Below are 23,947 nucleotides of genomic sequence, written 5' to 3'. Positions count from 1 at the left end.
TCCCCAGAGGGGATAACATGGAGGAGCCGTATGCGATGACCCGCACGTACGGATCTGTGAGAGGCGCATGAATAAATTCATGCGCCTACTCTATTCGTGCCCGCTACCGCTCTCACTATAAATTTCGATAATCGAATATTTTGGAAGTCTAATGGTTTGGAATTATGGAAATATTGTAATTTTTACGTTATAATTAATTCTATGAAACAAAAAGGGGGATTCAACTACTATGACAACAAAAACATTTCAAGAAACATGGGACCTTGATGTATTCTTCAAAGGTGGAAGTGGTTCAGAAAGCTATCATACATATCTATCAGAAATCAAAGAGGACCTAAAAGCGTTCGAACAACATATCGACGCATTTGATGTGGATGAACTTGAAAAAGTGCTTGGAGACTATGAAACTGTGGTGAAAAAGATTGTCCAATCTTCTGCATTCGTCAACTGTCTGCTTGCTGCAGATGTGACGGATAAAGGAGCGGCCCAACTGCAGGGGCAGGTTGCGCAAATCCATGCGAAACTGCAGGTTCTTCTTGGTGCTTTGGATGATAAGCTGGTCACTATTGACGAAGAGACCTGGAATTCACTTTTGGAAAAGGAAGAATTCAAGGTATTGGAATATGTGCTGAATGAACGCAGACGAAGAGCGAATGATAAACTTTCCGCAGATCAGGAAAAGTTGGTTACCTCACTTGCTGTAGATGGATACCATGCATGGGGCAAGTTGTACAATTCCCTTGTTGGAACCATCAAGGTGAAAGTGAAAGAGAATGGAGAGGTCAAAGAGCTTTCGGTCGGTCAGGCCCATAACAGATTTTCCGATGGCAGCCGTGAAGTCCGTAAAGAGGTGGCAAAAGCGTGGAAAGAGGCATGGGAAAACCAAGCTGATACGATTGCAGCAGCATTGAATCATCTTGCTGGTTTCCGTCTGCAGGTATATGAGCAAAGAGGTTGGGAGTCCGTTCTGCAGGAGCCGCTTGATAACAACCGTATGAAGCAGGAAACATTGGATACAATGTGGCAGGTAATAACCGACCATAAAGGGACACTTACGAAATATCTAAACCGCAAGGCGGAACTGCTTGGTCTTGAGAAGTTGAGCATGTATGATGTTTCAGCTCCCCTGACAGCAGAAGAAACCAAACTGTCCTATCAGGAAGGCGCAGATTTCATCATCGAGCAATTTTCCAAGTTTGGCCCTGAACTGACGGAGTTTACGAAAAAAGCGTTTGAAGATCGCTGGATCGAAGCAGAAGACCGCGCAGGAAAGCGTCCAGGCGGTTTCTGCACAAGCTTCCCGGTATCCGGACAGTCCAGAATTTTCATGACCTATTCCGGCACGCTATCCAATGTCAGTACACTTGCTCATGAACTTGGCCATGCTTTCCATCAGCATGCTATGCACGGAGTACCGACATTGAACCGCTTCTATGCAAGCAATGTGGCGGAAACGGCCTCCACTTTCGCTGAAATGATCGTCGCGGATGCGGCTGTCAAGTATGCAAAGGATGAGAAAGAAAAGATTTCATTACTCGAAGACAAAATCCAGCGCAGCGTTGCATTCTATATGAACATTCATGCACGCTTCCTTTTCGAAACAAGATTCTATGAGGAGCGAAAGAACGGGCTTGTGAGTGTGGAGAAGCTGAACGAACTAATGGTAGAAGCGCAAAAAGAAGCATACTGTGGTGCGTTGGATGAATATGATTCAACGTTCTGGGCTTCCAAAATGCATTTCTTTATCACCCAGGTTCCGTTCTATAACTTCCCGTACACGTTCGGCTACCTTTTCTCATTAGGAATCTACAGCCAAGCACTGGAAGAGGGAACAAACTATGAAGATAAATACATCTCCTTGTTGAAGGATACTGCATCCATGACCGTGGAGGACCTTGCCAGGAAACATCTTGGTGTGGACTTGACTCAACGGGATTTCTGGGAAAAGGCAGTGAAAAAATCCCTGGAGGATGTGGAGGAGTTTCTTGAATTGACGAATAAATAAGAAGAAGGCAGCCCCGCAAAATGATGCGGTGCTGCCTTTTTCAACTCCAATCAACAGGAGGTTTTTGCAGCTGTGGCATTAAGCCAAGTTCCTTTGCAGCTGCGAGGATAAATTCTTTTCGGAAAAAATAGCTTCGGTGACTGACGATGGTATTATTCTCCACTTCTTGCAATTGAATGTCATGCAGTTCTGTTCCATGGCTGCCAGTGCTTAGAACGATAATGACAGGTCTTTCCCAAAGAATGACTTCCCGAGCAGAATAACCTGGCAAACCGAATCGAAGCGAGCCTTTTCGCATTTCGTCCTTTGAATACTCCTGGAATCCAAGATAAGCTTCATTCTCTGCCTGCTCACTGAACAAGGAGAGCATTTCTTCGAAGTCTCCGTTGTTGAATGCCGCCAAGTATGCTTGAATGATACTATCGTTTGCACGCTTTGTAGTGGGGTCCAGTTTTTTTCCCATATCAATGGTTGCGAGTTTCTTCCTTGCACGCTGTACCGAAGCGAAGACGCCACCTGTTGTGCTCTTGACCATTCCGGAAACTTCCTCAGCTGTAAACTGAAAAACGTCAAATAACAGTAAGGCTGCCACTTGCTTGGGCGATAAATGGGATTCTATCAGATGGAGCGCTTCCTCCAATAAAAGGTGATCGGAAAATTCAATCCCGTCTACAGGGCTGCGCTCTTCATCCAACGACCCTACCATCCGTTTTTCCCTTCTGCACTGATCAAACCACGTGTTTGTGGCAATCCGAAAAAGATAGTTTTTCCTGTCAGTGATCTCACTCCAACGTTGGGAAAGCAACCCGATGGCCTTTAGCATCGTGTCTTGAAAAAGGTCTTCCCCATCCCAAGGAGACCCCGTCAAATAGCGGCAATAGTTCCACAAGTCAGAGGTATACGCTGAAACCGCCTTGTCAAAATCGTCTCTTACTTTTCGAATATCATGAATCAGCTGCTGATCCACCGTAGAATTCTGTGTCATTACTTTATCCTCCTCCTGTCCTATTCAAATGATATAACGATTGGACGCGGGGAAATTATACGCTATAAGTGTATTTATTTATCCTGTGCAGACCATCACTATATTTCCATCAGGATCTTTGACATGAAAGAAAGAGAAATCATCAAAATCAATAATTGGAGAACAAATTTCACAGCCAATCTTTCTGACAAATTCATAAGCCCTTTGGATGTCCTCTGTATGGAAATTGAAAAGAGGGTGTGGAGAAGGTGCTATAACCTTTTCTATACCAGACGGACCGGAGTCAAGAGTGAGACCGGTATAGTCATTGATGGGAATGTTGTAGACAGGATCGACTATCATGCTTTCATCATATTCCTGACCCAAAAGGTCGCAGTACCATATAACAGAGCGTCTGAGATCCGCTACATGCACAAAAATGGTATGTATCCTGTTCTTAATGGGGCTTTCGATCATTTTCATTATCTATTCCGCCTTTCCAGTAAGTATGTATCTCATTATTTTATTTTCTAGAAAAATGAGATAATACCTGCATAAATTTTGGGGATTCCTAGCGGCAATTTCCAATACCACGAACCTTCCATCAATACTTCATAAATAAATAGTGCAGGACATGCGGCAAATGTTATAATATCACTCATGGAGTCTGGCGCTTTGCCAGGATTTGTTTCAAACAGAGTATTGACTACAAACATTTGCTGTTTTTATAAATGCTTCATCAAAAAGATTCTGTTGGAGGGAAATATATTGTTGAAAAACTTGTACAGGCTATCGATAGAGCTGACGAATCATAAGTACTCATCCATGGCTGTGAAACGCTTCGCTTCTTCTAAAATGAGCAAACGGTTTATCTCGTCTTTCGCCAATGTCTATAAAATTAATCTGGATGAGATGAAGGATGATATCTCTACGTTTCCAACGCTGCAGCAATTTTTTATCCGCAGTCTGAAACCGAGTGTGCGTCCGATTGATGCAGCTGCAAATTCTGTTGTGAGTCCGGTTGATGCGGTAGTGGAGAAGATGGGGGCCATTACAAATGATTTACAAATGACAGCAAAGGGTATTGATTATTCAATAGAAGAAATGCTTTCTGATGAGATACTCGCGCCGAAGTATATGGGCGGAACATACATGGTGCTGTATTTGAGTCCGAGTCATTATCATAAGATTCATAGTCCGATCACTGGCGAGGTTACTAAGCAATGGACTCTGGGCGGTAAATCCTATCCTGTTAACCAGCTTGGGCTGAAATACGGAAAAGAGCCGCTTGCCAAGAATTATCGCCGCCTTACCGAAATGAAGCATAACAATAAGCATGTTACGGTTGTAAAGGTTGGCGCCATGTTTGTGAACAGTATTGAACTTACACATGAATCAAGTACACTCACAAAGGGCGAGGAAATGGCCTATTTCTCTTTTGGTTCTACTGTTACCCTCCTATTTGAGAAGGATTCGTTTATGATTGATCCTTCCATTAAGGAAAAACAGGAAGTGAAGGTCGGACAAAAAATAGGGACGTGGCTCAGTTAGTAACGACACGGTGGAATCGGGAAGAAAAAAGCCAAAAGCTAGTGTCCACAAACTCTAGCTTTTCTTTTATTTGGAGTGTTTGGACATGAAAAAAGAGCCGTAATCGGGCTCTTTTAGGATGTTGCCTTTATTTTATAATTTAAGGAGCGGCGTTGAATTTCAAGCTCGATCAGTTGGATAAAATCCGTGCACAATTTTAATTCCGTTGCTTTGTAATAGGATTCAAGTAAAAGTTCATCAGAAAGTTTTCTCATCAGGTTGGCCTCTGCCCTACACCTCCTAGTGTGGTCTATATGTATAGTCGACTCCAAATGTGTGAAATTCTGTTCTATATCATCCAGTAAGGTCATATATTGATTAGTTTAGCTGGTTTGTAACATTACTCTACCACGTAATATTTTTTAGAACAACCGTTCTGTTATCCACAGGGAAAGGTGGATAACTTGTGGGTAATCTGTTTATAATTACCATTAAACGTAATCTACTGGGTTGTATAATGTAGATAAGGTTATCCACAAGTGTTGAATGCAAATGTAATTTGTCGAAAAATTTTTATTTTCCGTTTATTTTTATCTCTTGAATCATTAGTAAACACTACTATTATCGACAATTTACTTGGAACATTGAAGGAATTTGGGTAAGATGGTAAAGTATAATTTTGTTTCGGAAAAGTTGCTTCATGAAAATTGTATACGAATTTAGAAATATATAGAGGGTGAGCATCGTGCTAAAATATTTTTTGCCGGCTGAACATGTGAAAAGTGTCTTCGAAATTAAGCCAGCAACATTAAAGGAAAAAGGCATAAAAGGTATTATTACAGACCTTGATAATACATTGGTGGAATGGGACAGACCGGAAGCGACGCCGGCACTGATTGAGTGGTTCAAGGAAATGCAGGCTGCCGGGATCCATGTAACCATCGTTTCCAACAATAAACTGAAGCGTGTGAAGTTCTTTTCAGATCCATTGGGAATCCCGTACATCTATGAAGCGAGAAAACCATTCAGAAGAGCCTTCAAACGTGCCTTGCGCGAGATGAATATTCGGGCGGAGGAAGTGGTGGTTGTTGGCGACCAGCTTCTGACGGATGTACTAGGAGGCAACCGTCTTGGGCTCCATACCATTCTAGTGGTACCGGTCGCCAAATCGGATGGGTTTGTCACCAAGTTTAACCGACAGGTCGAGCGTAGAATATTATCATGGATGAAGCGAAGAGGCATGATTTCTTGGGAGGATTAAGTAATATGGAAGAACAAGTAGTGTGTGTAGGTTGTGGAGTGGACATCCAAACCGAGGATAAAGCGGGATTGGGCTATGCTCCAGCATCTTCTTTGAACAAAGAGACGATCATTTGTCAACGATGCTTCAGATTGAAGAACTACAATGAAATTCAGGATGTATCCTTGACGGATGATGACTTTATAAAAATTCTTCATTCCATCGGACAATCGGAAGGTCTAGTAGTGAAAATCGTGGACATTTTTGATTTTGATGGAAGCTGGCTGCCTGGATTGCACCGGTTTGTAGGAAACAATAAGATTCTGCTTGTCGGAAATAAAGTGGACCTTCTTCCAAAATCGGTCAAGCCAAACAAAGTGATCAACTGGATGAAGCTGGCTGCCAAGGAATTGGGTTTGAAGCCTGAAGATGTATTTTTGATCAGTGCGGATAAAGGTACAGGAGTCAAGGAACTTGCTGCAGCAATGGACGAGTACCGTAACGGTAAGGATGTTTATGTAGTTGGATGTACGAATGTCGGGAAGTCCACGTTCATCAACCGTATCATCCGCGAGTTCTCTGGTGAAAAGGATGTCATTACGACCTCCCAGTTCCCGGGTACGACTTTGGACCTGATTGATATTCCACTTGATAATGGTGCCTCCCTGTATGACACGCCAGGCATCATCAACCGTCATCAGATGGCTCATTATGTGGACAAAAAAGATCTCAAGGTCATTTCTCCGAAAAAAGAAATCAAGCCGATGGTCTTTCAATTAAACGAAGAGCAGACATTATTCTTTGGCGGTTTGGCCAGATTCGATTATGTGAAGGGTGGACGTAATTCCTTCACCTGTTATTTTTCCAACGCTCTCTACATTCATCGGACGAAGCTTGCAAATGCAGACAATATGTATAAAGAGCATCTTGGCGAGCTATTGCAGCCTCCTGGAGATGATTATGCTGAAAACTTCCCGGAGCTCGTCGCCCATGAATTCACCATTAAAGAAGACAAAATGGATATCGTATTCTCCGGTCTTGGCTGGATCACGATCAAAGAAGCGGGGATCAAGGTTGTTGCACATGTCCCAAAAGGCGTAGGTGTAATGCTAAGGAAGTCATTAATATAATTCGAAGCGGTTGGGGGTGGTTCTGATGAAGAAGCTTTACGGGGTGATAGGCTGTCCGATACAGCAAACCATGTCTCCACTTATTCATAATGATGCGTTTCTTCATCTTGGAATGGATGCCTATTATCATGCATTCCATGTGGAACCAAAGGAACTCGAAAACGCAGTAAAAGGGATGAGAGCCCTCGGCGTATCCGGCTTCAATGTGACGATTCCACATAAAGAGGCCATTATTCCTCTGCTTGACGAAGTGGACGAACATGCCCTGAGGATAGGGGCTGTCAATACGGTAGTCCATAAGAACGGGATATTGAAAGGGTATAACACGGATGGCCCTGGGTTCGTGGAAGCGTTAAAGAGAGTGACATCAACCAATGATAAGCGGATGCTGATCATCGGTGCAGGTGGCGCGGCAAGGGCTATCATCTATTCACTTGTTCAGGAGCCCGGGGTCACGGCGGATATATTGAACCGCACTCCAGACAAAGCGATCAGTCTGATCGAGGAGTTTTCCTTTCATGACAGATGCCGTGCTGTAACGATGGAAGAAGCTGTCCGGAGTCTTCCTACATATGATGTCATTGTCCAGACCACATCTGTAGGAATGCATCCTCTTGTGGAGGAAACCCCGATTTCACTCTCTTCACTGAAAAAGAATGCAGTGGTAAGTGACATTATCTATAATCCTTTAGAAACGAAACTTTTAAAGGAAGCACGATTAAAAGGAGCGGTCGTCCAAAACGGTGTGCAAATGTTTGCGTATCAGGCTGCTCAAGCCTTTCAGCACTGGACAGGAAATGTACCGGATGTGGATAGGATGGAAACATTAGTAACAGAACGACTAGGAGGAACATCATGTTAACAGGTAAACAAAAAAGATTTTTACGTGCTGCAGCACATCATCTTGATCCAATTTTCCAAGTAGGAAAAGGTGGAGTAAATGAAAATATGACGAAACAAATTTCAGAAGCCCTTGAAGTAAGAGAGCTTTTAAAGGTAAGCATTCTCCAAAACTGTGATGACGACAGAAACACAGTAGCGAGTGAGCTTGTAGAAGGAACAAAGGCAGAGCTTGTTCAGGTAATCGGCAATACTGTTGTCCTTTACAAGGAGTCCAGAGAAAACAAACAGCTTGAATTGCCAAAATCCAGATAATATATGGGAGGGAATATGGTGAAAAAAGTAGGCATTATGGGAGGCACCTTTGATCCTCCACATCTTGGTCATCTTTTAATAGCAAATGATGTACAGCATTGTTTAAGCTTGGATGAAGTGTGGTTCATGCCTAACCATATCCCCCCGCATAAACAGTCGGATTCCATCACCAGCACCGAGCATCGTCTTGAAATGATAGAGGCCGCAATAGGTGATCGGCCCTCTTTTATGTTGCAAACGATAGAACTGGAGAGAGAGGGACCGTCCTATACGTATGACACCATTCTTTTGCTGAAAGAAAATCATCCGACAATTGATTTTCATTTCATCATTGGAGCCGATATGGTGGAATACCTGCCAAAATGGCATAAAATTGAGGAACTGGTTAAGCTGGTGAAATTCGTAGGTGTGAAAAGGCCGGGCTATTCCATTGAAACCGCCTTTCCTGTCATCGAAGTGGAAACACCGCAGTTTGAGGTTTCCTCTACGCTCATCAGACAGCGTGTCAAGGATGGCAGGCCCTCGCACTATTTGGTGCCGGAGCAGGTCCGACGATTAATAGAGGAGAAAAAGCTGTATGAATAGAGAAAAAGCGCTAAGAATTGTACGGGAGCAATTAACAGAACGCCGCTATATCCATACCATCGGCGTAATGGATACAAGCATCGAGCTCGCAAAAAAGTATGGTGTTGACGAAAATAAGGCTGAGCTTGCGGCGATTTTCCATGACTATGCCAAGTTTCGTAATAAGGAAGAAATGCGGAATATCATCCTGGAGCAAAACATGCCGCAGGATCTCCTTGCACATCATGATGAACTTTGGCATGCTCCAGTCGGTGCCTTTTTGGTGGAAAAAGAAGTGGGCATTACGGATAAAGATGTATTAGAGGCAATAAAATGCCATACATCCGGGAAAATAAATATGACTACGCTTGATAAGGTCCTCTATGTAGCGGATTATATTGAGCCTGGCCGAGACTTTCCTGGAGTGGAAGAGGTACGGGAATCTGCCAAAGCAAGCCTGGATATAGCAATGATACAAGCGATGAAAAATACGATTTCCTATCTGTTGAAGCGAAATCAGCCTGTTTATCCGGATACATTTCACGCTTATAATGATATGACTATGAAAGTAAAAGGAAGGAAGTTAAGTTAATGTCAAAAGAATTATTACAACTTGCTGCACAAGCGGCAGATGATAAAAGAGCAGAAGAATTGGTTGCATTGAATATGAAGGGGATTTCCCTTGTTTCAGATTATTTCCTGATTTGTCATGGTAACTCCGACAAGCAGGTTCAAGCAATTGCGAGAGCGATTAAAGAAGCGGCAGAAGAACAGGGGCAGCATGTCCGCAGAATGGAAGGCTTCGATGAGGCACGTTGGATCCTTGTTGACCTTGGGGATGTGGTTGCCCATGTATTCCATAGAGATGAGCGCGGCTATTACAACCTGGAGCGCCTTTGGGGAGATGCACCACGCGAAGACGTACTTAAAGAGCTGACGTAAATGGCTTACGGTCAATTTGCTTTCATTTACGATCATTTGATGGAAGACGTCCCGTATGATCAATGGGTGGAATACGTCAAAAACGTAAAGGATCGCTATGCAAAAGGTAAACCGGACTTTTCCATCGTGGATGTCGGGTGCGGGACCGGGGAAATGACCATCCGTTTTGCAAAAGAGGGATGGAAGGTCTCTGGGGTGGACCTGTCCGAAAGCATGCTTGCGGTGGCGCATGAAAAGTCTGTACAAGCGGGTGTAGCAATACCCTATTTTGAACAGAATATGACTGAGCTTGATGGCTTTACCGGCTCGGACTGCGTGACCATCTTTTGCGACTCACTCAATTATCTGCAAACAGAAGAAGAGGTTCAGGATACATTCAAGGCAGTCTCAAGCCAGCTTGAAGAAGGCGGACTCCTTTTATTTGATGTTCATTCCATTTATAAAATGTCCCAAATTTTTATGAATAGCACGTTTACAAATGCGGAAGAAGAAGTGTCCTACATATGGAACTGCTATGCAGGGGAAGAAGCGAACAGTGTGGAGCATGAGCTGAGCTTCTTCGTCCTGGAAGAGGAAACCGGTCTTTATTCCCGCTTTGACGAAGTGCATTACCAACGTACACATAGTGTGGAGCTCTATAAGAAATGGCTGGAGGAAGCAGGGTTTGAACTGTTATCTGTTACAGGCGATTTCTCCATGGAACACCTCTCAGACCAGGCGGAAAGAGTGTTTTTTGCCGCAAGAAAAATATAGAAATACAAGCAAATGGGCCTATCAATTTTTTCAATTTTGATAGGCTTTTGTTTTAGACTAAGTACCTTCCCATAAACAGTGCATAGGATAAATCTATAAACTGGGAAGGGAATGAAAAAAATGTACTATGATCCAAATTATTTACGATACCAATATCAGAATCCTCATTACGTTCAATGGCCTATGTATAACTATGGCCAACAGCCTGTTTACAGATATACCCCGCCAAATCCATATGCCTCCTTTGAATTCAGCCAAGGAGATAGAAGAATCCAGCTGAAAGATAATGGACCAAATCCATATGTCGTGAATATCAATGAAGCCACCCTGCAAAACAATACTTATCGTACAGCTTTGTGGACAGGAACGCATTTGCAACTTACATTGATGAGTCTAAATCCGGGAGAAGATATCGGGTTGGAAATGCATCCTCACGTTGATCAATTTTTAAGGGTCGAGCAAGGACAGGGAATTGTTCAAATGGGCAAGAGTAAAGATAATTTAAACTTTGAAAGGAATGTATATGACGATTATGCCATCATAATTCCTGCTGGCACATGGCATAACCTGACCAATACAGGCAATACACCGCTAAAACTCTATTCGATATATGCCCCTCCCAATCATCCATTTGGCACTGTCCACACAACCAAAGCAGATGCAATGGCTGCAGAAGAAGGCAATGGGGAAACGCTTATTTCAGGAAAAACTCCAGATGAATGGGTAAAGTACACGGAGTTTTTAGTGAATGAAGGGTTAGAGGACGTGAAAAGAGGAATAAATGCTACACATATCCTTCAGGAATTTATCCTGATGGGAGTTCTCGTCGGGAAGGGATATTCTCCTGAAATGGCATATGAAACAGTGGAAGAATGGGAACGTACAGGTGAATCCAAGCTTCTTCAGCAAAGTAAAAACATGTAGACTTTTATCTTCAGTAGGAAAAAACCATCCTTTATTATCTAAACCGTTCCGTTTTAAGGTGCTTATTTTAAGAAAAGTGCTGAAATGATAGATCATTTTTGGTTTATAAATAAGTAAATCTCGCCGAAGTAATCGGCGAGTTTCTTTATTAGGAATACCAATACTCTGTCGTCTAGATTATGTCCTTTTTCGAAGAATCAGCAAAAGTAAAATAAGCGGAGATTTTCCTGTTAAATGCAGAATGTAGCTTGTTTCGAGGAATATAAGGGGAGTTTTTCCGCTTATGCACAGTAAAATCCCCCTTTTTCAAATTTTTCTAGTCAATAGGCGGAATTTCTCCGCCTATTTCAGCCTTTTTTAATAGTAATTACTAATTAAGCGGAATTATTCCGTCTATTTATCAGCTGAGTGCTTAACCTAATGTTCCAACCGATAAGTGAGAACCTTCTTGATTCCAGATGAAGGAATCAAACACATAAACCCTAAAATTGGTACTCAAAACGAACTGTAAATGAAGACTCTATCAACCTTTGTAATTGTACAAAAACTTGACCCTTATAATATAATAATCTCAATTGCTATGCCAAAGTTAATGGAATTTCGTATAAATGTTGACAAAAAAGGAGAAAGACGTATGCCAATTCATACGTCAATTCTTGTGTCATTTAATTAGAACTCACCATCCTCGGGACCATTTATTATTATTCCGAGGATGGTCTTTTCCTGCACATTTTATAAAAAATTTGCAAAAGAAAAAGGAATTTTGTCGAACAGGTCGAATAAGTTAGTGAAACTGCTTTTTAACCTCGCACAGATCTTCATCAAACTTCTCGTGGGTTTTCTGTATCAAATGGTGGAACACATCACCAAGCTCATTTTCCAGTACCTTGATTCCTTCTCCTGTTACTCCACCCTTTACACACACTTTTGCCTGCAGGGTAGGCAGCGTATAAAGGTTCTTCTCCAATAGTTTTCCCATACCGACTATCATTTCACTTGCCAGTGCAGTAGCCTGTTCCTTGGAAATCTCGGTTTCACTCACTGCCCCATCAATGAACCGTTGCAGAAGATAGCTGAAAAATGCCGGTCCGCAGCTGACAATATCGGAAGCCACTCTTGTCACATTTTCGCTAATGATAATCGGTTTGGAAATCTTTGCACAGATTTCTGTCAGATAGTCCTGATACTCCTCTTTTAAATCATCACCGAATGTCATGAGTGTAACTCCGGAGAGAGCCCGGTTTGTAATGCTTGGAATAATCCGTGCCACCTGGCAGGAAACGAGAGATTGCAATTGCTTCACTGACACAGGTGAAGTGATGGAGATTACACATTTATCCTTAGTCAGTAAATGATCTATTTTCAATAAAAGGGGGTGAATATCCAAAGGCTTGACTGCAAGAAATATGATGTCAGAAGCTTTCGCTACTTCCTCTGCTGTTTCTTTTACCACTATTTTTTCGTATAGGCTCTGAATGCTATACGCCTTCTTTAATGTTCGATTGGTTATCGTCATATTTTCAGGAGGTACTGCGCCAGCTTCGAAAAATGCTTCGATTAATATCTTTCCCATATTACCGGTCCCGATGATTCCAATTTTCACTTCCATGCCCTCCTTCATCCAAAAAGTTTCTCATACACTATATGTTTTTTTTGAAAAAATTATGAATAGAAGGTGAAAAACCTGTGAAAGAATTCCTATATCTTCATAAAAAGAAATGGATTCTCGGTGCAATAGGTGCCATTGCGCTCGTGCTCATCCTGTGGCCAAAACTGTTTCCGGCATCCCAGACAACAGAACCAAAAGCTTTCCAAAAACTCGTAGTGGAGGAGGAGGGAAGTGAGGTGGACGAGAGTATCGAATCGGATGCTGAAAGTAAGATAGAAGTACCTCACCCACCCGCAACAGTCCTGATTGATATAAAAGGCGCAGTAAAGCTTCCCGGGGTGTACGAGCTGGCAAATGGAGAGCGCATTATTGACGCGGTGGACAAAGCTGGAGGCTTTTTGGCAAGTGCTGATACGAGAAAAGTGAATCTTGCTGCCTTGCTGGTGGATGAAATGGTGATTTATGTACCGGAAGAGGGAGAAGACGTGGAGGGACTAACACTTCCGGAGACGCCAAGTCCCGAGGATGGCAAAGAGACGGGACAAAGTAAGGTGAATATTAATACCGCAACAGTAGAAGAGCTTACCACTCTCTCAGGAATCGGCGAGTCAAAAGCTAAAGCCATCCTCGAATATCGCGATGAAAATGGATTGTTCAAGTCGGTTGATGAGCTAGTAAATGTCACAGGAATAGGAGAGAAATCGCTCGAAAAAATACGGGACGACATTACCACTACAAATTAAATTGACGAGGCACTGGATATGTCGATACACTATAGTTATTGTAAAAGGAAGTTGGAGGGAATATTTATGGCTAGAATATCTTGGGATCAATATTTCATGGCGCAAAGCCATTTGCTGGCATTGCGCAGCACGTGTACCCGTTTGACAGTCGGCGCTACCATTGTTCGGGACAAGCGTATCATAGCAGGCGGATATAACGGGTCCATTGCCGGCGGAACCCATTGTATAGATGAAGGATGCTATGTGATCGATAACCACTGTGTTAGGACCATCCATGCCGAAATGAATGCACTCCTGCAATGTTCCAAGTTCGGGGTGCCAACAACAGGTGCTGAAATCTATGTCACGCATTTTCCATGTCTGCATTGCTGTAAAGCCATTATCCAAGCAGGAATTAAAACGGTCTATTATGCCATGGACTATAAGAATCATCCTTATGCGATGGAAATGTTTGATCAAGCGGGAGTTCGGGTTCAGTATGTGGAGTTCCAAGATTCAGGTAATCATGATCCAGAAAAGCTGAAATTCATTACTGAATTGATCGGTAAACTGGAAGAGTCGGGTGCATCAGAGGAAGAAATCAAAGAATGGTATGAAAAGGCTGATTTTTTGTTTAGCTCCAGGGTGTAGGCTCTCATGAAACAGACAGGCAATTACGCATATCTTGCCATTTCAGGCTGTCTAGGCATTGCAGTTTCCAGTTTTTCGTTTCAGTGGGGACTGCTTGTTTTAGCCGGATGCTTTCTTCTTTGGATATGGCTTGGCTTGAAGAGAGCCACCTTGGCATGGGCTGCCCTGACAGTAGGTATTGGTTTTGCAGCATATACCACCATGACAGACCGGGCAAATACTTCACAATTTACGGAATACGATACAGAGTTTCCTGGAGAGATAACCCAACAGATTATCCGCGATGGAAAGAAAATATCCTTCCAAATCAAGACGAGAGAGGAAACCCTCCTTGTTGAGTACTACATGAAGACGGAAAAAGAGATACAGAGCTTCTCCTCACTCCAGATTGGAGACGGCTGCAATTTTACCGGAATGCTAAAAGAACCCCTACCCCCAACAAATCCTCATGCCTTTGACTACAAGCAATTTCTTTATCACCAGCACATTCACTGGACCCTCACGTTAATCGATGCTCCTTCAGCTTGTATGACGCCATCTCCCCCAAACATGTTAACTACCTTGAAGCATTGGAGAGTAAAAGGGATGCAATTGATCCTTGACAAAGTGGAGCACCCGTTATCGGGATTCATGATTAGCTTGATTTTTGGAGAAAGAGCTTATATGGATGAAGAAATCCTCGAAGCCTATCAGTTGTTGGGCCTTGTCCATCTGCTGGCAATCTCAGGACTTCACGTAGGGGTGATTACAGCAGCCGTTTTTCTTATTGGGATCAGACTCGGTGCAACAAGAGGGTTCATGAATGGTATGCTGCTCCTGTTTCTTCCGGTATACGTCATATTGGCCGGAGCGGCTCCATCCGTCATGAGGGCTGCAATTATGACCGGTGTGGTGCTATTGTACTTGATGCTGAAAAAAAGGTTCCTATCCATTGATTCCATCGGTGTAGCATGTATAACCATCCTATTGATCAGCCCTTATTACCTTTATCGTATCGGATTTCAGCTTTCCTTTATCGTCAGTCTTTGTTTGCTGCTTTCGGCCAAAAGACTGAATTCAATCCGGTATAAAGGCTATCAATTGCTTTATGTTTCTTTCGTAGCACAACTTGCATCGCTGCCAATCATCCTTTATCACTTCTTTCAATTCTCCATATGGAGTCCACTTTTGAACCTCATTTTTATCCCGTTCTACTCTTTGTTTGTATTGCCGCTTTCTTTTTTCATTTTCTTTTGCCTTATGATTTCACCTGATTTTGTACCAATGATTCTTCCTCTACTGAAGTACCCGTTGCTACTTATGAATGGTATTGCAGGGGGCATCGCCAGCTTTTCTTTTGGTTCTTTCGTATTCGGAAGGCCACCGCATTATTTGGTTGTTGGGTACATTCTTTCGGTTGTTTTTCTCTTTTACAAAATGGAAACCACAACTATAAAAAGAAGCTGGAAGGCCATATGCTCCCTATTGATTTGTTTTGTTTTCCACTGGAATATCGGCTTGTTCCAATCAGCTGGCAAGGTCGTTGTACTGGATATCGGCCAGGGAGATGCCATCTATATCAGGCTGCCACACAATCGCGGGGCGTACCTGATTGATACGGGAGGAGTTTTTCGGTTTGAGATGAAGGAGTGGGAAAAGCGAAAATCAGAATTTGATGGCGGGAAAAGAATCCTTGTCCCTTTTTTGAAAGGCGAAGGAATAAGAGAGCTGGATAAACTTTTTTTGACGCACGGGGACTATGACCATATCGGAAATGTTCCCAGCCTGCTGAAGGAGATGAGAGTAAAGGATATTTATGTACCGGTTGGTTTTGGAAGAGAAGCTGGTGAGATGGAACGGGAGGTTATGGCAGAAAGTGCAGAAAGAAAGTTGAATGTAATAGAGGTAGATGGGACGTCTGGTTGGGAAGTAGGGGATGCTTCTTTTCAGTTTTTGCATCCATCCAAAATATACAAGGACAAAAATGACGGTTCGATCGTTCTGTATGCAGAGTTTGGTGGCCTCTCCTGGCTTTTTACAGGTGATATTGAAGAAGCTGGGGAAAGGGATCTTTTGCGCAACTATCCTCAACTGAAGGCGGATGTTCTGAAAGCAGCGCATCACGGTAGTGGTACGTCCAGCCTGGCACCTTTTCTGGATCAGGTGGAGCCTGATTATGTCCTGATTTCAGCAGGTCGGAATAACCGGTTTGGGCACCCTCATGCAGAAGTGTTGGAGCGTATGGAAGGTGCAGGTGCTATTATTTACCGAACTGATGAACAAGGCGCCATCGTGTATATTTTTACACATCGAGGAGGAACGTTTTCCACCCTATTACCATAGGATACACTAGAAGAAATGAAAAAGAGACTGCCAATTTTCAGCAGTCTCTTTTAAGACGAAACTTTGAGTATTATCCTCATTCTTTCCACAACGAGCTTTGAGAAAGAATCACTACGGTATGTATAAAACCGTAATTAAGATCCTAGGTACTGTATAAGGGTGCCCATTAGAAAAATCGTTGCGAAAAAGCCGAAGGATACGACAAAACCGACACCAGAATCAACTGCATCGTTACGTTTACTTTGGACGCTTTTTTCAAATTCGTTCATAAGTATCCCTCCTTATCATTCATTAGTATAAGCTATTCACTAAAAAAAATCTACCTAACAAATATGGTTTTCCACCTTTGACAAGAGTTGTCACAAATAGTTCGGAAATAACGGGAGAACATAGTATTACACCCGAGGGGTCAATCGTCAACTAGTGAGTTACCTGGGGCTCGCTACGTTGACGTTCATATAAAATGGGGATTAGTTTTTACAGTCGAAACTAATCTCCTTTGACTTTTATGGACGTTTTTTCTGTTTGCCTTTTCTATGCTTGTCAGCACCTCGCTTCCTCATGTACGATAGAATAGTGAACGAAAACTGACGGGAGCAATCTTATGGGATTTGAAGCATTGAAAAAAATTAAAGCAAAACATTTTGCGCCTATCTACTTATTATTAGGTACAGAAGGTTTTTTATTAAAAGAAGTGCGGGACAGCATTATCAATCATGCCCTTGAACCGGAGGAACATGACTTCAATTTGTCCTATTATGATATGGAAGAGCAACCGGTGGATATCGCGATAGAAGATGCGGAAACCCTGCCGTTTATGGGTGAGCGGAGAGTGGTGGTGCTCACCAACCCATTCTTTCTTACAGGGGAAAAAAGCAAAAGTAAGGTGGAGCACAATACGGACCGGTTTTTGTCATACATACAGCAGGCAGCACCTTACACCATTCTTGTGATTCATGCGCCTTACGAAAAGCTGGACGAGCGCAAGAAAATAGTGAAGCAGTTGAAATCTTTAGCGGAGGTCATTGAAGGACAACCTCTCGGCGAAAGGGAACTGATGGCCTGGATGAAGGAGAGGGCGGAGCATAACGGGGCTGTGCTTGCCGACGATGCAGCGGAGGAACTGCTGAAAATTGCGGGGGTGAACCTTTCCGTATTGGCACAGGAAATCAACAAAATGGCGATGTATATAGGCGCGGCTGAACAGACAATCACAGTGGAGACAGTGAAGCTTCTGGCAGCCAAATCGATTGAGCATACCATTTTTGAACTGATCGAGAAAATGGTGCATCGTAAAATTGATGAGGCACTGGCAATCTTCTACGAATTGATCCGTAACAATGAAGAGCCGATCAAGTTACACGCCCTGATCTCCACACAGTTCAGGCTGTTATATCAGGTGAAGGATCTGAGTGAACAAGGCTACAGCCAACAGAAAATGGCGGGCATTCTCCGGGTGCATCCATACAGAGTGAAGCTGGCAGCGCAACAAAGCCGCTACTTTTCACGAAATGAACTGATGAGTATGATGCAGGACCTAGCGGAAGCTGATTATGAAATGAAGAGCGGGAAAGTGGACAAGCAACTGGCAATCGAAATGCTGTTGCTGAAGCTGGCACCGGTGAAATAGTTTTAGGGTTGTTTGACTTCGAATTGGATTAGGAGGGGGATGGTACTTATCAGTGCCTGGCCCCTCTTTTTTTTGTTTTGAGGAGAGAGAGGTTGTGTGGTGGGTGGAGGGGTGGATGTTGTGTTTTGTTTTTGTTGTTTGGATCGGTGTTGTGGGGGATGGTACTTATTAGTGCCAGGCCCCTCTTTTTTGTTTGGGGGAGAAAGAGGTTGGTTAGTGGATGGAGGGGCCAGGCACTGGTGTCTTCACTGGAGAAAAAAGGAAAAATAAAAAACGACCCAAGTGGATCGTCTTTCATTAGGCAGTAGCGCCGTTTACTTTTTTCGCTAGGCGAGATTTTTGACGGTTTGCTGCATTCTTGTGGATGATACCGTTTTGAGCAGCTTTGTCTAAACGCTTCGCAGCTTCTAAGTAAGCAGTTTTTGCACCTTCAACATCGTTGTTGGCAACAAAAGCTTCTACTTTCTTCACAGCAGTACGCATAGAAGACTTAATAGTAGCGTTATGAGCACGACGTACATCGTTAGTTTTTACACGTTTGATAGCAGATTTAATGTTTGGCATATCTTTCACCTCCATACAATTCGACGATCGAGATTATATAAAACTCGACATTTCTATACTTATGAGAACAAGTGATATTCTATCAAATCCATGATGATTATGCAATAGGGAGTCAAGGTAATTTTCTTGAAAGTGGTTTCTTCGCTGAAACATAATGTTCAAATGTCGATGGAAAGCGATTCAACCTCAGGGAATATCAATGCATGAAAAGCGGGGAAAAGGTAAAAATAAAACTAAAATTTGGCAATGCTGGAGGTCCTTATGAATAATCAACCATTGGATTTAAGTCAATATAGCGTAAGAACAGATTTGGCAATTGAAGCAAACCAGATGGCGCTCGAGAAACAGGAAAGGGAATCCACCACCTCTCAAACGGGAGGAAGCACAACCGCACAAAAGGGTGCTCAGCCTTCCACTGCGATCGAAGGGGTGGTGGTTAAAGAACGCCAGACTGACGGAATCAACATAACAACCGTAACCATCTCTGAAAAAGGTGCAGAAATGACAGGAAAAAAAGCCGGTAATTATTTGACCTTGGAGACAACGGCGATCCGTCAACAGGACACTGATTTGCAGCAGAAGGTGGAAAAAGTCTTTGCAAAAGAATTCAGTGCATTTTTGGATGGAATGAAAATATCAAAGGATGCCAGTTGTCTCGTCGTTGGACTTGGAAACAAAAATGTGACGCCGGATGCGCTCGGGCCGCTTACTTGCGAGAACCTGCTCATTACAAAACACCTTTTCACCCTTCAGCCGGAATCGGTTCAAGACGGCTTTCGCCCGGTAAGTGCGCTGACACCGGGAGTGATGGGGTTAACCGGGATCGAAACGAGTGACATCATCGTCGGGGTAGTGGAAAAAACAAAACCGGACTTTGTCATTGCCATCGATGCACTGGCTGCCCGCTCCATTGAACGAGTAAATGCAACAATCCAGATTTCCGATACAGGCATTCATCCAGGATCAGGAGTCGGCAACAAAAGAAAAGAACTGAGTTTTGAAACACTTGGAATCCCGGTTATCGCAATTGGCATTCCTACTGTTGTCGATGCGGTATCTGTGGCAAGCGATACAATTGATTTCATTTTAAAACATTTTGGAAGAGAAATGCGTGAAGGCGATAATCCTTCCAGATCATTGGTGCCTGCCGGTATGAGCTTCGGTGAAAAAAGGAAGCTGACAGAAGAGGATCTCCCTGCAGATGAGCATCGTCAAAACTTCCTGGGTCTTGTCGGGACGTTACCGGATGAAGAAAAAAGAAGATTGATTCACGAAGTGCTCTCTCCACTTGGCCATAATCTGATGGTTACTCCAAAAGAAGTGGATGATTTTATCGGTGATATGGCAAATGTCATTGCAGAGGGACTGAATGCCGCCTTGCATGCACATGTGGGCCAGGATAATGTAGGGGCCTATACCCATTAATCGACAGCTTGTTCTACTCTTTCCCGCTAATGCATACACATAGTAGCAATTAGCATAGAAAGGGTGAAAGCATGAAGGGCTACCGCTCGTCAAACGTCGTCGTAACAGTTAATGGGACAAGCTTGAAAAAAGCAATCGTAGCAGTGATCTTGGGATTCATACTCGTATTTGCGGTATCCGGTGTAATGACATCACTTAAACCGGAATATAGAGTCACCTCGAGCTCTATCAATGAATTTTCCAAAAGACTGAACGGAGAATCTCTTTTATATATTTTGGGGTATACCAATGCGTATTTTACACAGGGTCTGTCGGAGGAGGCGAAGAAGCCGAATTATGGGTCTGCGCTGTTTGAGCTGACAACCAGCATAAATCTGGATGACCCGAGGAGTTTGATTCGAAATGAAATACCGGGATTCGTACATTTTGATGGTGAAATTCTCGTGGCTGGTGAAGGGGTAAACTATTCGAATATGCCGATGGAATCTTCACCACCGATGGAAGTGCTTTTAGCTGAAAGGGAGGCTTCAGTCGTGGAAGTGGAAGAGGAAAATGACTCCACTCCACCTCCTGCTCAAACTACTGGTGATAAGCGAACGGTCTTCATCTACCATTCCCATTCACGTGAATCGTTTCTCCCATATTTGAAGGGTGTGACCAATCCGAATCATGCCAGTCATCCGGAAGTGAACGTCACACAACTCGGTGAAAAACTTCAACAAGAACTGATTGATAGAGGAATCGGGACTGATATCGATACAACAGATACAGCCTTGGGATTGAAGCAAAAGAATTGGACTTACGGACAGTCCTATGACATTACACGTCCCATCGTGCAAGAAGCGATTGCAAGTAATCAGCATCTCAACTATTTGATAGATATCCATCGGGATTCGGGGCGTAGAGCAGCTACAACAATCGAAATAAATGGTGAATCATTTGCAAAATTATATTTTGTAATCGGAAAGAAAAACCCTAATTTTGAAAAGAATCAAGCAATAGCGAACAAGATACATCAGAAATTAAATGAGAAGTATCCAGGTCTCAGCAAAGGTTTATTTGCCCCTAAAGTTGTAGAAACACGTAATGGGCTCTACAACCAGGACCTCTCACCAAACTCCCTGCTTATAGAAGTCGGCGGAGTTGACAATACTTTTGAAGAGATGAACAGAACACTCGAAATATTTGCGGATGTATTCAGTGAAATCTATTGGGATGCTGAAAAAGTGGATGGTACGCCAGAGGGAGAACGCCAATAAAGGATAAGAAGGAGCTGAAAGTGCGATGAAAAGATTTTTGTTCATGAGTGGACTCATTACAATGGTTTTGTTTCTTGGAGTGCTTTTGGGCATGCAGCAGGCCAATGAGGGCATGCGCAAGATGAAGGGCTATGATGATCCTTCTGATGGCATGGCGTTTCACGTCGTCGAGACCACTGAGGGTTACAATGGCACATTCCTCGGAAACGAAATTACTTCACAGGATATCAAGGAAAAGCAGGAAAAACTGGAAGGAATCAAGGCGTTCAATTTTTTCTCCTCTATGGGAAAGAAGCTGGCGGACGGAGTGAGTAGCCTAATGTCAGGGCTGTTGAAGGACGCATCGGATAACATCGAAGAGCAGGTCAGTGAGTAGAATGGACGGTCCTATGCAGGGCCGTTTTTTTGGTTCATTGTCTCTCATCCAAATTCCAATAATAGGTAAAAATTCAATAGAACTGAAAAAAAGTTCAATAGAAACCGAAAAAAGTTCGATAGACCTGGAAAAAAGTTCAATAGAACTCCAAAAAAGTCCGATTGACCGGAAAAAAAGTCCGATAGGAAGATCTCATGCCTCTTCTTCCTGCGAATTCCCCCTTCACCGATTACCATTGAATCTTCCCCACGCTATTGTTATAATCAGAAATAGTGTACGTTGCCGAAAGTGTAGGAGTGAACGAGATGAACAGAGAAGAACGTTTAAAAAGACAAGAAAAAATCAGAAACTTTTCCATTATCGCCCATATTGACCATGGTAAATCGACCCTGGCCGATCGTATTTTGGAAAAAACATCCGCTTTGGCGCAAAGGGAAATGAAGAATCAGCTTTTGGATTCGATGGATCTTGAGCGTGAGCGTGGAATTACCATTAAATTAAATGCCGTGCAGTTAAAATATAAAGCGAAGGATGGAGAGCAATACATTTTCCATCTGATTGACACTCCGGGACATGTGGATTTTACATATGAAGTTTCTCGAAGCTTGGCTGCCTGTGAAGGAGCCATTTTAGTTGTGGATGCAGCGCAGGGGATTGAAGCCCAGACGCTTGCTAACGTTTATTTGGCATTGGATAACAATCTTGAAATCATGCCGGTCATCAATAAAATTGACTTGCCGAGTGCAGAGCCGGAGCGCGTTCGCCAGGAAATCGAAGATGTAATCGGATTGGATGCATCGGATGCCGTTTTGGCAAGTGCAAAAGCTGGCATAGGGATTGAGGATATCCTTGAGCAAGCGGTGGCAAAGATTCCAGCGCCGCAGGGTGATCCCGATGCGCCATTGCAAGCTCTTATCTTTGACAGCTTATTCGATCCATATCGTGGAGTAGTTGCGTACATTCGCGTCGTGAACGGAACCGTCAAGGTTGGCGACAAAATCAGAATGATGGCAACCGGCAAGGAGTTTGAGGTCAATGAAGTTGGTGTATTTACTCCAAAAGCGTTGATGCTTGATGAATTGACGGTCGGCGATGTTGGGTTCTTGACAGCTGCCATCAAGAACGTAGGTGACACTCGAGTGGGTGACACCATTACTAGCGCAAAGAATGGTGCAACAGAGCCTCTTCCAGGGTACCGTAAATTGAACCCGATGGTATATTGCGGACTTTATCCAATTGACTCCGCGAAGTTCAATGATCTTCGTGATGCATTGGAAAAGCTGGAGCTGAATGATTCAGCGCTTCAATATGAGCCAGAGACTTCACAGGCGCTGGGCTTTGGTTTCCGTTGTGGATTCCTTGGATTGCTTCATATGGAAATCATTCAGGAACGTATTGAGCGTGAGTTTAATATCGACTTGATTACGACAGCTCCATCCGTTATCTATCAGGTGCATTTAACAAATGGAGACTCGTTCAATGTTGATAACCCGTCCAATTTTCCTGACCCGCAAACGATCGATCGCGTCGAGGAGCCTTATGTCAAAGCAACAATCATGGTTCCGAATGAATATGTTGGAGCGGTTATGGAGCTTTGCCAGGACAAGCGCGGGAATTTTATTGATATGCAGTATTTGGATGATATTCGAGTGAGTATCGTTTATGAAATTCCTTTGGCGGAAATCGTATATGATTTCTTTGACCAGTTAAAATCGAATACAAAGGGCTATGCTTCCTTTGATTATGAACTGATCGGGTACAAGCCTTCCGCTTTATCGAAAATGGATATTCTTCTAAATGGAGAAAAAGTCGATGCACTTTCCTTCATCGTGCATAGGGATTCTGCCTATGACAGAGGGAAAATAATCGTGGAGAAACTAAAAGAGCTGATCCCGAGACAACAGTTCGAGGTTCCGATCCAAGCGGCAGTCGGTCAAAAGATCATTGCCAGATCGACGATAAAGTCCATGGGTAAAAACGTATTGGCAAAATGTTACGGTGGAGACATTTCCCGTAAACGTAAGCTTTTGGATAAGCAAAAAGAAGGTAAAAAACGCATGAAGCAGGTTGGTTCTGTGGAAGTGCCGCAGGAAGCCTTCATGGCGGTTCTGAAAATGGACGATTCTGCGAAGAAAAAGTAACATATAGTAATAGCCGAAAAATACCGCAGACCTACTGCGGT

At 43.2% G+C, this 23,947-nt stretch carries 25 protein-coding genes; 19 read left to right on the top strand and 6 right to left on the bottom strand.

Annotation, left to right across the window (positions count from 1 at the left end; genetic code table 11):
• Positions 1-229: 229 nt before the first annotated feature.
• Entirely contained in the window at positions 230-2,005 is a 1,776-nt protein-coding gene (locus ACFVAD_RS03235; RefSeq protein ID WP_386636020.1) for a M3 family oligoendopeptidase, read from the top strand.
• 40 nt (positions 2,006-2,045) lie between these two features.
• Here the strand turns inward: ACFVAD_RS03235 and ACFVAD_RS03230 are convergent, their stop codons facing one another.
• Positions 2,046-2,990, bottom strand: a complete 945-nt coding sequence (locus tag ACFVAD_RS03230) for a sigma-70 family RNA polymerase sigma factor (RefSeq protein WP_386636018.1) — start codon at positions 2,988-2,990, stop codon at positions 2,046-2,048.
• A 78-nt stretch (positions 2,991-3,068) separates the two neighbouring features.
• Positions 3,069-3,452 carry a VOC family protein gene (locus tag ACFVAD_RS03225; protein ID WP_386636016.1) on the bottom strand — a complete coding sequence of 128 codons (384 nt, stop codon included), beginning with the start codon at positions 3,450-3,452 and terminating at the stop codon, positions 3,069-3,071.
• A gap of 285 nt (positions 3,453-3,737) precedes the next feature.
• Between ACFVAD_RS03225 and ACFVAD_RS03220 the strand changes: the two genes are divergently transcribed.
• Positions 3,738-4,520 carry a phosphatidylserine decarboxylase gene (locus tag ACFVAD_RS03220; protein WP_386636014.1) on the top strand — a complete coding sequence of 261 codons (783 nt, stop codon included), beginning with the start codon at positions 3,738-3,740 and terminating at the stop codon, positions 4,518-4,520.
• 113 nt (positions 4,521-4,633) lie between these two features.
• Here ACFVAD_RS03220 and sda read toward each other — a convergent pair whose 3' ends face one another.
• Positions 4,634-4,774, bottom strand: a complete 141-nt coding sequence (sda, locus tag ACFVAD_RS03215) for a sporulation histidine kinase inhibitor Sda (RefSeq protein WP_386636012.1) — start codon at positions 4,772-4,774, stop codon at positions 4,634-4,636.
• Between the two features lie 470 nt (positions 4,775-5,244).
• Between sda and ACFVAD_RS03210 the strand changes: the two genes are divergently transcribed.
• The 9 genes from ACFVAD_RS03210 to ACFVAD_RS03170 all read left to right on the top strand — a co-directional run bounded on the left by ACFVAD_RS03210 (position 5,245) and on the right by ACFVAD_RS03170 (position 11,207).
• Positions 5,245-5,760, top strand: coding sequence for a YqeG family HAD IIIA-type phosphatase (locus ACFVAD_RS03210; protein WP_386636010.1), 516 nt, complete (start codon positions 5,245-5,247; stop codon positions 5,758-5,760).
• A 5-nt stretch (positions 5,761-5,765) separates the two neighbouring features.
• The gene (yqeH, locus tag ACFVAD_RS03205) at positions 5,766-6,869 is read left to right on the top strand and encodes a ribosome biogenesis GTPase YqeH (RefSeq protein WP_386636008.1); all 1,104 of its coding nucleotides are present in this window, start codon (positions 5,766-5,768) and stop codon (positions 6,867-6,869) included.
• A 25-nt stretch (positions 6,870-6,894) separates the two neighbouring features.
• Positions 6,895-7,731 carry a shikimate dehydrogenase gene (gene aroE, locus ACFVAD_RS03200; RefSeq protein WP_386636006.1) on the top strand — a complete coding sequence of 279 codons (837 nt, stop codon included), beginning with the start codon at positions 6,895-6,897 and terminating at the stop codon, positions 7,729-7,731.
• Positions 7,725-8,024: a ribosome assembly RNA-binding protein YhbY gene (gene yhbY, locus ACFVAD_RS03195; protein WP_386636004.1), complete on the top strand. Its 300-nt coding sequence runs from the start codon at positions 7,725-7,727 to the stop codon at positions 8,022-8,024. The genes aroE and yhbY overlap by 7 nt, the downstream gene beginning before the upstream one ends.
• A gap of 18 nt (positions 8,025-8,042) precedes the next feature.
• The gene (locus ACFVAD_RS03190) at positions 8,043-8,609 is read left to right on the top strand and encodes a nicotinate-nucleotide adenylyltransferase (RefSeq protein ID WP_386636050.1); all 567 of its coding nucleotides are present in this window, start codon (positions 8,043-8,045) and stop codon (positions 8,607-8,609) included.
• Positions 8,602-9,180, top strand: a complete 579-nt coding sequence (yqeK, locus tag ACFVAD_RS03185) for a bis(5'-nucleosyl)-tetraphosphatase (symmetrical) YqeK (RefSeq protein WP_386636002.1) — start codon at positions 8,602-8,604, stop codon at positions 9,178-9,180. The genes ACFVAD_RS03190 and yqeK overlap by 8 nt, the downstream gene beginning before the upstream one ends.
• On the top strand, positions 9,180-9,530 hold the full coding sequence (rsfS, locus tag ACFVAD_RS03180; protein ID WP_386636000.1) for a ribosome silencing factor: 351 nt from the start codon (positions 9,180-9,182) through the stop codon (positions 9,528-9,530). The genes yqeK and rsfS overlap by 1 nt, the downstream gene beginning before the upstream one ends.
• Complete coding sequence (locus tag ACFVAD_RS03175) at positions 9,531-10,283, top strand: class I SAM-dependent DNA methyltransferase (protein ID WP_386635998.1); 753 nt, start codon at positions 9,531-9,533, stop codon at positions 10,281-10,283.
• A gap of 120 nt (positions 10,284-10,403) precedes the next feature.
• On the top strand, positions 10,404-11,207 hold the full coding sequence (locus ACFVAD_RS03170; RefSeq protein ID WP_386635996.1) for a cupin domain-containing protein: 804 nt from the start codon (positions 10,404-10,406) through the stop codon (positions 11,205-11,207).
• Positions 11,208-11,991: 784 nt separating this feature from the next.
• Here the strand turns inward: ACFVAD_RS03170 and comER are convergent.
• Complete coding sequence (gene comER / locus ACFVAD_RS03165; RefSeq protein ID WP_386635995.1) at positions 11,992-12,810, bottom strand: late competence protein ComER; 819 nt, start codon at positions 12,808-12,810, stop codon at positions 11,992-11,994.
• An 83-nt stretch (positions 12,811-12,893) separates the two neighbouring features.
• On the opposite strand from comER, the gene ACFVAD_RS03160 reads away from it, so the two are divergent.
• From ACFVAD_RS03160 to ACFVAD_RS03150, 3 genes are all read left to right on the top strand, one after another.
• A complete protein-coding gene (locus ACFVAD_RS03160; RefSeq protein ID WP_386635992.1) occupies positions 12,894-13,559 on the top strand; it encodes a helix-hairpin-helix domain-containing protein in 666 nt (221 codons plus the stop codon).
• Between the two features lie 66 nt (positions 13,560-13,625).
• On the top strand, positions 13,626-14,189 hold the full coding sequence (locus tag ACFVAD_RS03155; protein ID WP_386635990.1) for a ComE operon protein 2: 564 nt from the start codon (positions 13,626-13,628) through the stop codon (positions 14,187-14,189).
• Positions 14,190-14,195: 6 nt separating this feature from the next.
• Positions 14,196-16,511 carry a DNA internalization-related competence protein ComEC/Rec2 gene (locus ACFVAD_RS03150; protein WP_386635988.1) on the top strand — a complete coding sequence of 772 codons (2,316 nt, stop codon included), beginning with the start codon at positions 14,196-14,198 and terminating at the stop codon, positions 16,509-16,511.
• A gap of 134 nt (positions 16,512-16,645) precedes the next feature.
• Here the strand turns inward: ACFVAD_RS03150 and ACFVAD_RS03145 are convergent, their stop codons facing one another.
• Positions 16,646-16,780, bottom strand: coding sequence for a YqzM family protein (locus ACFVAD_RS03145; RefSeq protein ID WP_204415950.1), 135 nt, complete (start codon positions 16,778-16,780; stop codon positions 16,646-16,648).
• A 335-nt stretch (positions 16,781-17,115) separates the two neighbouring features.
• Here ACFVAD_RS03145 and holA point away from each other — a divergent pair, with 335 nt between their 5' ends.
• Positions 17,116-18,141, top strand: a complete 1,026-nt coding sequence (gene holA, locus ACFVAD_RS03140) for a DNA polymerase III subunit delta (RefSeq protein WP_386635986.1) — start codon at positions 17,116-17,118, stop codon at positions 18,139-18,141.
• Between the two features lie 297 nt (positions 18,142-18,438).
• Here holA and rpsT read toward each other — a convergent pair whose 3' ends face one another.
• On the bottom strand, positions 18,439-18,705 hold the full coding sequence (gene rpsT / locus ACFVAD_RS03135) for a 30S ribosomal protein S20 (RefSeq protein ID WP_010196181.1): 267 nt from the start codon (positions 18,703-18,705) through the stop codon (positions 18,439-18,441).
• Positions 18,706-18,966: 261 nt separating this feature from the next.
• Here rpsT and gpr point away from each other — a divergent pair, with 261 nt between their 5' ends.
• From gpr to lepA, 4 genes are all read left to right on the top strand, one after another.
• Positions 18,967-20,130 carry a GPR endopeptidase gene (gpr, locus tag ACFVAD_RS03130; RefSeq protein WP_386635983.1) on the top strand — a complete coding sequence of 388 codons (1,164 nt, stop codon included), beginning with the start codon at positions 18,967-18,969 and terminating at the stop codon, positions 20,128-20,130.
• 71 nt (positions 20,131-20,201) lie between these two features.
• Positions 20,202-21,389 (top strand): stage II sporulation protein P, encoded by a 1,188-nt coding sequence (spoIIP, locus tag ACFVAD_RS03125; protein WP_386635981.1) that lies wholly within the window; start codon positions 20,202-20,204, stop codon positions 21,387-21,389.
• Positions 21,390-21,414: 25 nt separating this feature from the next.
• The gene (locus ACFVAD_RS03120; protein WP_386635978.1) at positions 21,415-21,765 is read left to right on the top strand and encodes a DUF3679 domain-containing protein; all 351 of its coding nucleotides are present in this window, start codon (positions 21,415-21,417) and stop codon (positions 21,763-21,765) included.
• A 305-nt stretch (positions 21,766-22,070) separates the two neighbouring features.
• Positions 22,071-23,906, top strand: coding sequence for a translation elongation factor 4 (lepA, locus tag ACFVAD_RS03115; RefSeq protein ID WP_386635976.1), 1,836 nt, complete (start codon positions 22,071-22,073; stop codon positions 23,904-23,906).
• Positions 23,907-23,947: the final 41 nt, after the last annotated feature.

The sequence above is a fragment of the Sutcliffiella sp. NPDC057660 genome (assembly GCF_042800035.1).
GTDB lineage: Bacteria > Bacillota > Bacilli > Bacillales > Bacillaceae_I > Sutcliffiella_A.
This window is presented reverse-complemented; position numbering and strand designations above follow the sequence as displayed.

Bases quoted from the DNA above. Each gene is read 5' to 3' on its own strand.
- ACFVAD_RS03235 (WP_386636020.1), top strand. From the start codon at position 230: ATGACAACAAAAACATTTCAAGAAACATGGGACCTTGATGTATTCTTC.
- ACFVAD_RS03230 (WP_386636018.1), bottom strand. From the start codon at position 2,990: ATGACACAGAATTCTACGGTGGATCAGCAGCTGATTCATGATATTCGA.
- ACFVAD_RS03225 (WP_386636016.1), bottom strand. From the start codon at position 3,452: ATGAAAATGATCGAAAGCCCCATTAAGAACAGGATACATACCATTTTT.
- sda (WP_386636012.1), bottom strand. From the start codon at position 4,774: ATGAGAAAACTTTCTGATGAACTTTTACTTGAATCCTATTACAAAGCA.
- yqeH (WP_386636008.1), top strand. From the start codon at position 5,766: ATGGAAGAACAAGTAGTGTGTGTAGGTTGTGGAGTGGACATCCAAACC.
- aroE (WP_386636006.1), top strand. From the start codon at position 6,895: ATGAAGAAGCTTTACGGGGTGATAGGCTGTCCGATACAGCAAACCATG.
- yhbY (WP_386636004.1), top strand. From the start codon at position 7,725: ATGTTAACAGGTAAACAAAAAAGATTTTTACGTGCTGCAGCACATCAT.
- yqeK (WP_386636002.1), top strand. From the start codon at position 8,602: ATGAATAGAGAAAAAGCGCTAAGAATTGTACGGGAGCAATTAACAGAA.
- rsfS (WP_386636000.1), top strand. From the start codon at position 9,180: ATGTCAAAAGAATTATTACAACTTGCTGCACAAGCGGCAGATGATAAA.
- ACFVAD_RS03175 (WP_386635998.1), top strand. From the start codon at position 9,531: ATGGCTTACGGTCAATTTGCTTTCATTTACGATCATTTGATGGAAGAC.
- ACFVAD_RS03170 (WP_386635996.1), top strand. From the start codon at position 10,404: ATGTACTATGATCCAAATTATTTACGATACCAATATCAGAATCCTCAT.
- ACFVAD_RS03155 (WP_386635990.1), top strand. From the start codon at position 13,626: ATGGCTAGAATATCTTGGGATCAATATTTCATGGCGCAAAGCCATTTG.
- ACFVAD_RS03150 (WP_386635988.1), top strand. From the start codon at position 14,196: ATGAAACAGACAGGCAATTACGCATATCTTGCCATTTCAGGCTGTCTA.
- ACFVAD_RS03145 (WP_204415950.1), bottom strand. From the start codon at position 16,780: ATGAACGAATTTGAAAAAAGCGTCCAAAGTAAACGTAACGATGCAGTT.
- holA (WP_386635986.1), top strand. From the start codon at position 17,116: ATGGGATTTGAAGCATTGAAAAAAATTAAAGCAAAACATTTTGCGCCT.
- rpsT (WP_010196181.1), bottom strand. From the start codon at position 18,705: ATGCCAAACATTAAATCTGCTATCAAACGTGTAAAAACTAACGATGTA.
- gpr (WP_386635983.1), top strand. From the start codon at position 18,967: ATGAATAATCAACCATTGGATTTAAGTCAATATAGCGTAAGAACAGAT.
- spoIIP (WP_386635981.1), top strand. From the start codon at position 20,202: ATGAAGGGCTACCGCTCGTCAAACGTCGTCGTAACAGTTAATGGGACA.
- ACFVAD_RS03120 (WP_386635978.1), top strand. From the start codon at position 21,415: ATGAAAAGATTTTTGTTCATGAGTGGACTCATTACAATGGTTTTGTTT.
- lepA (WP_386635976.1), top strand. From the start codon at position 22,071: ATGAACAGAGAAGAACGTTTAAAAAGACAAGAAAAAATCAGAAACTTT.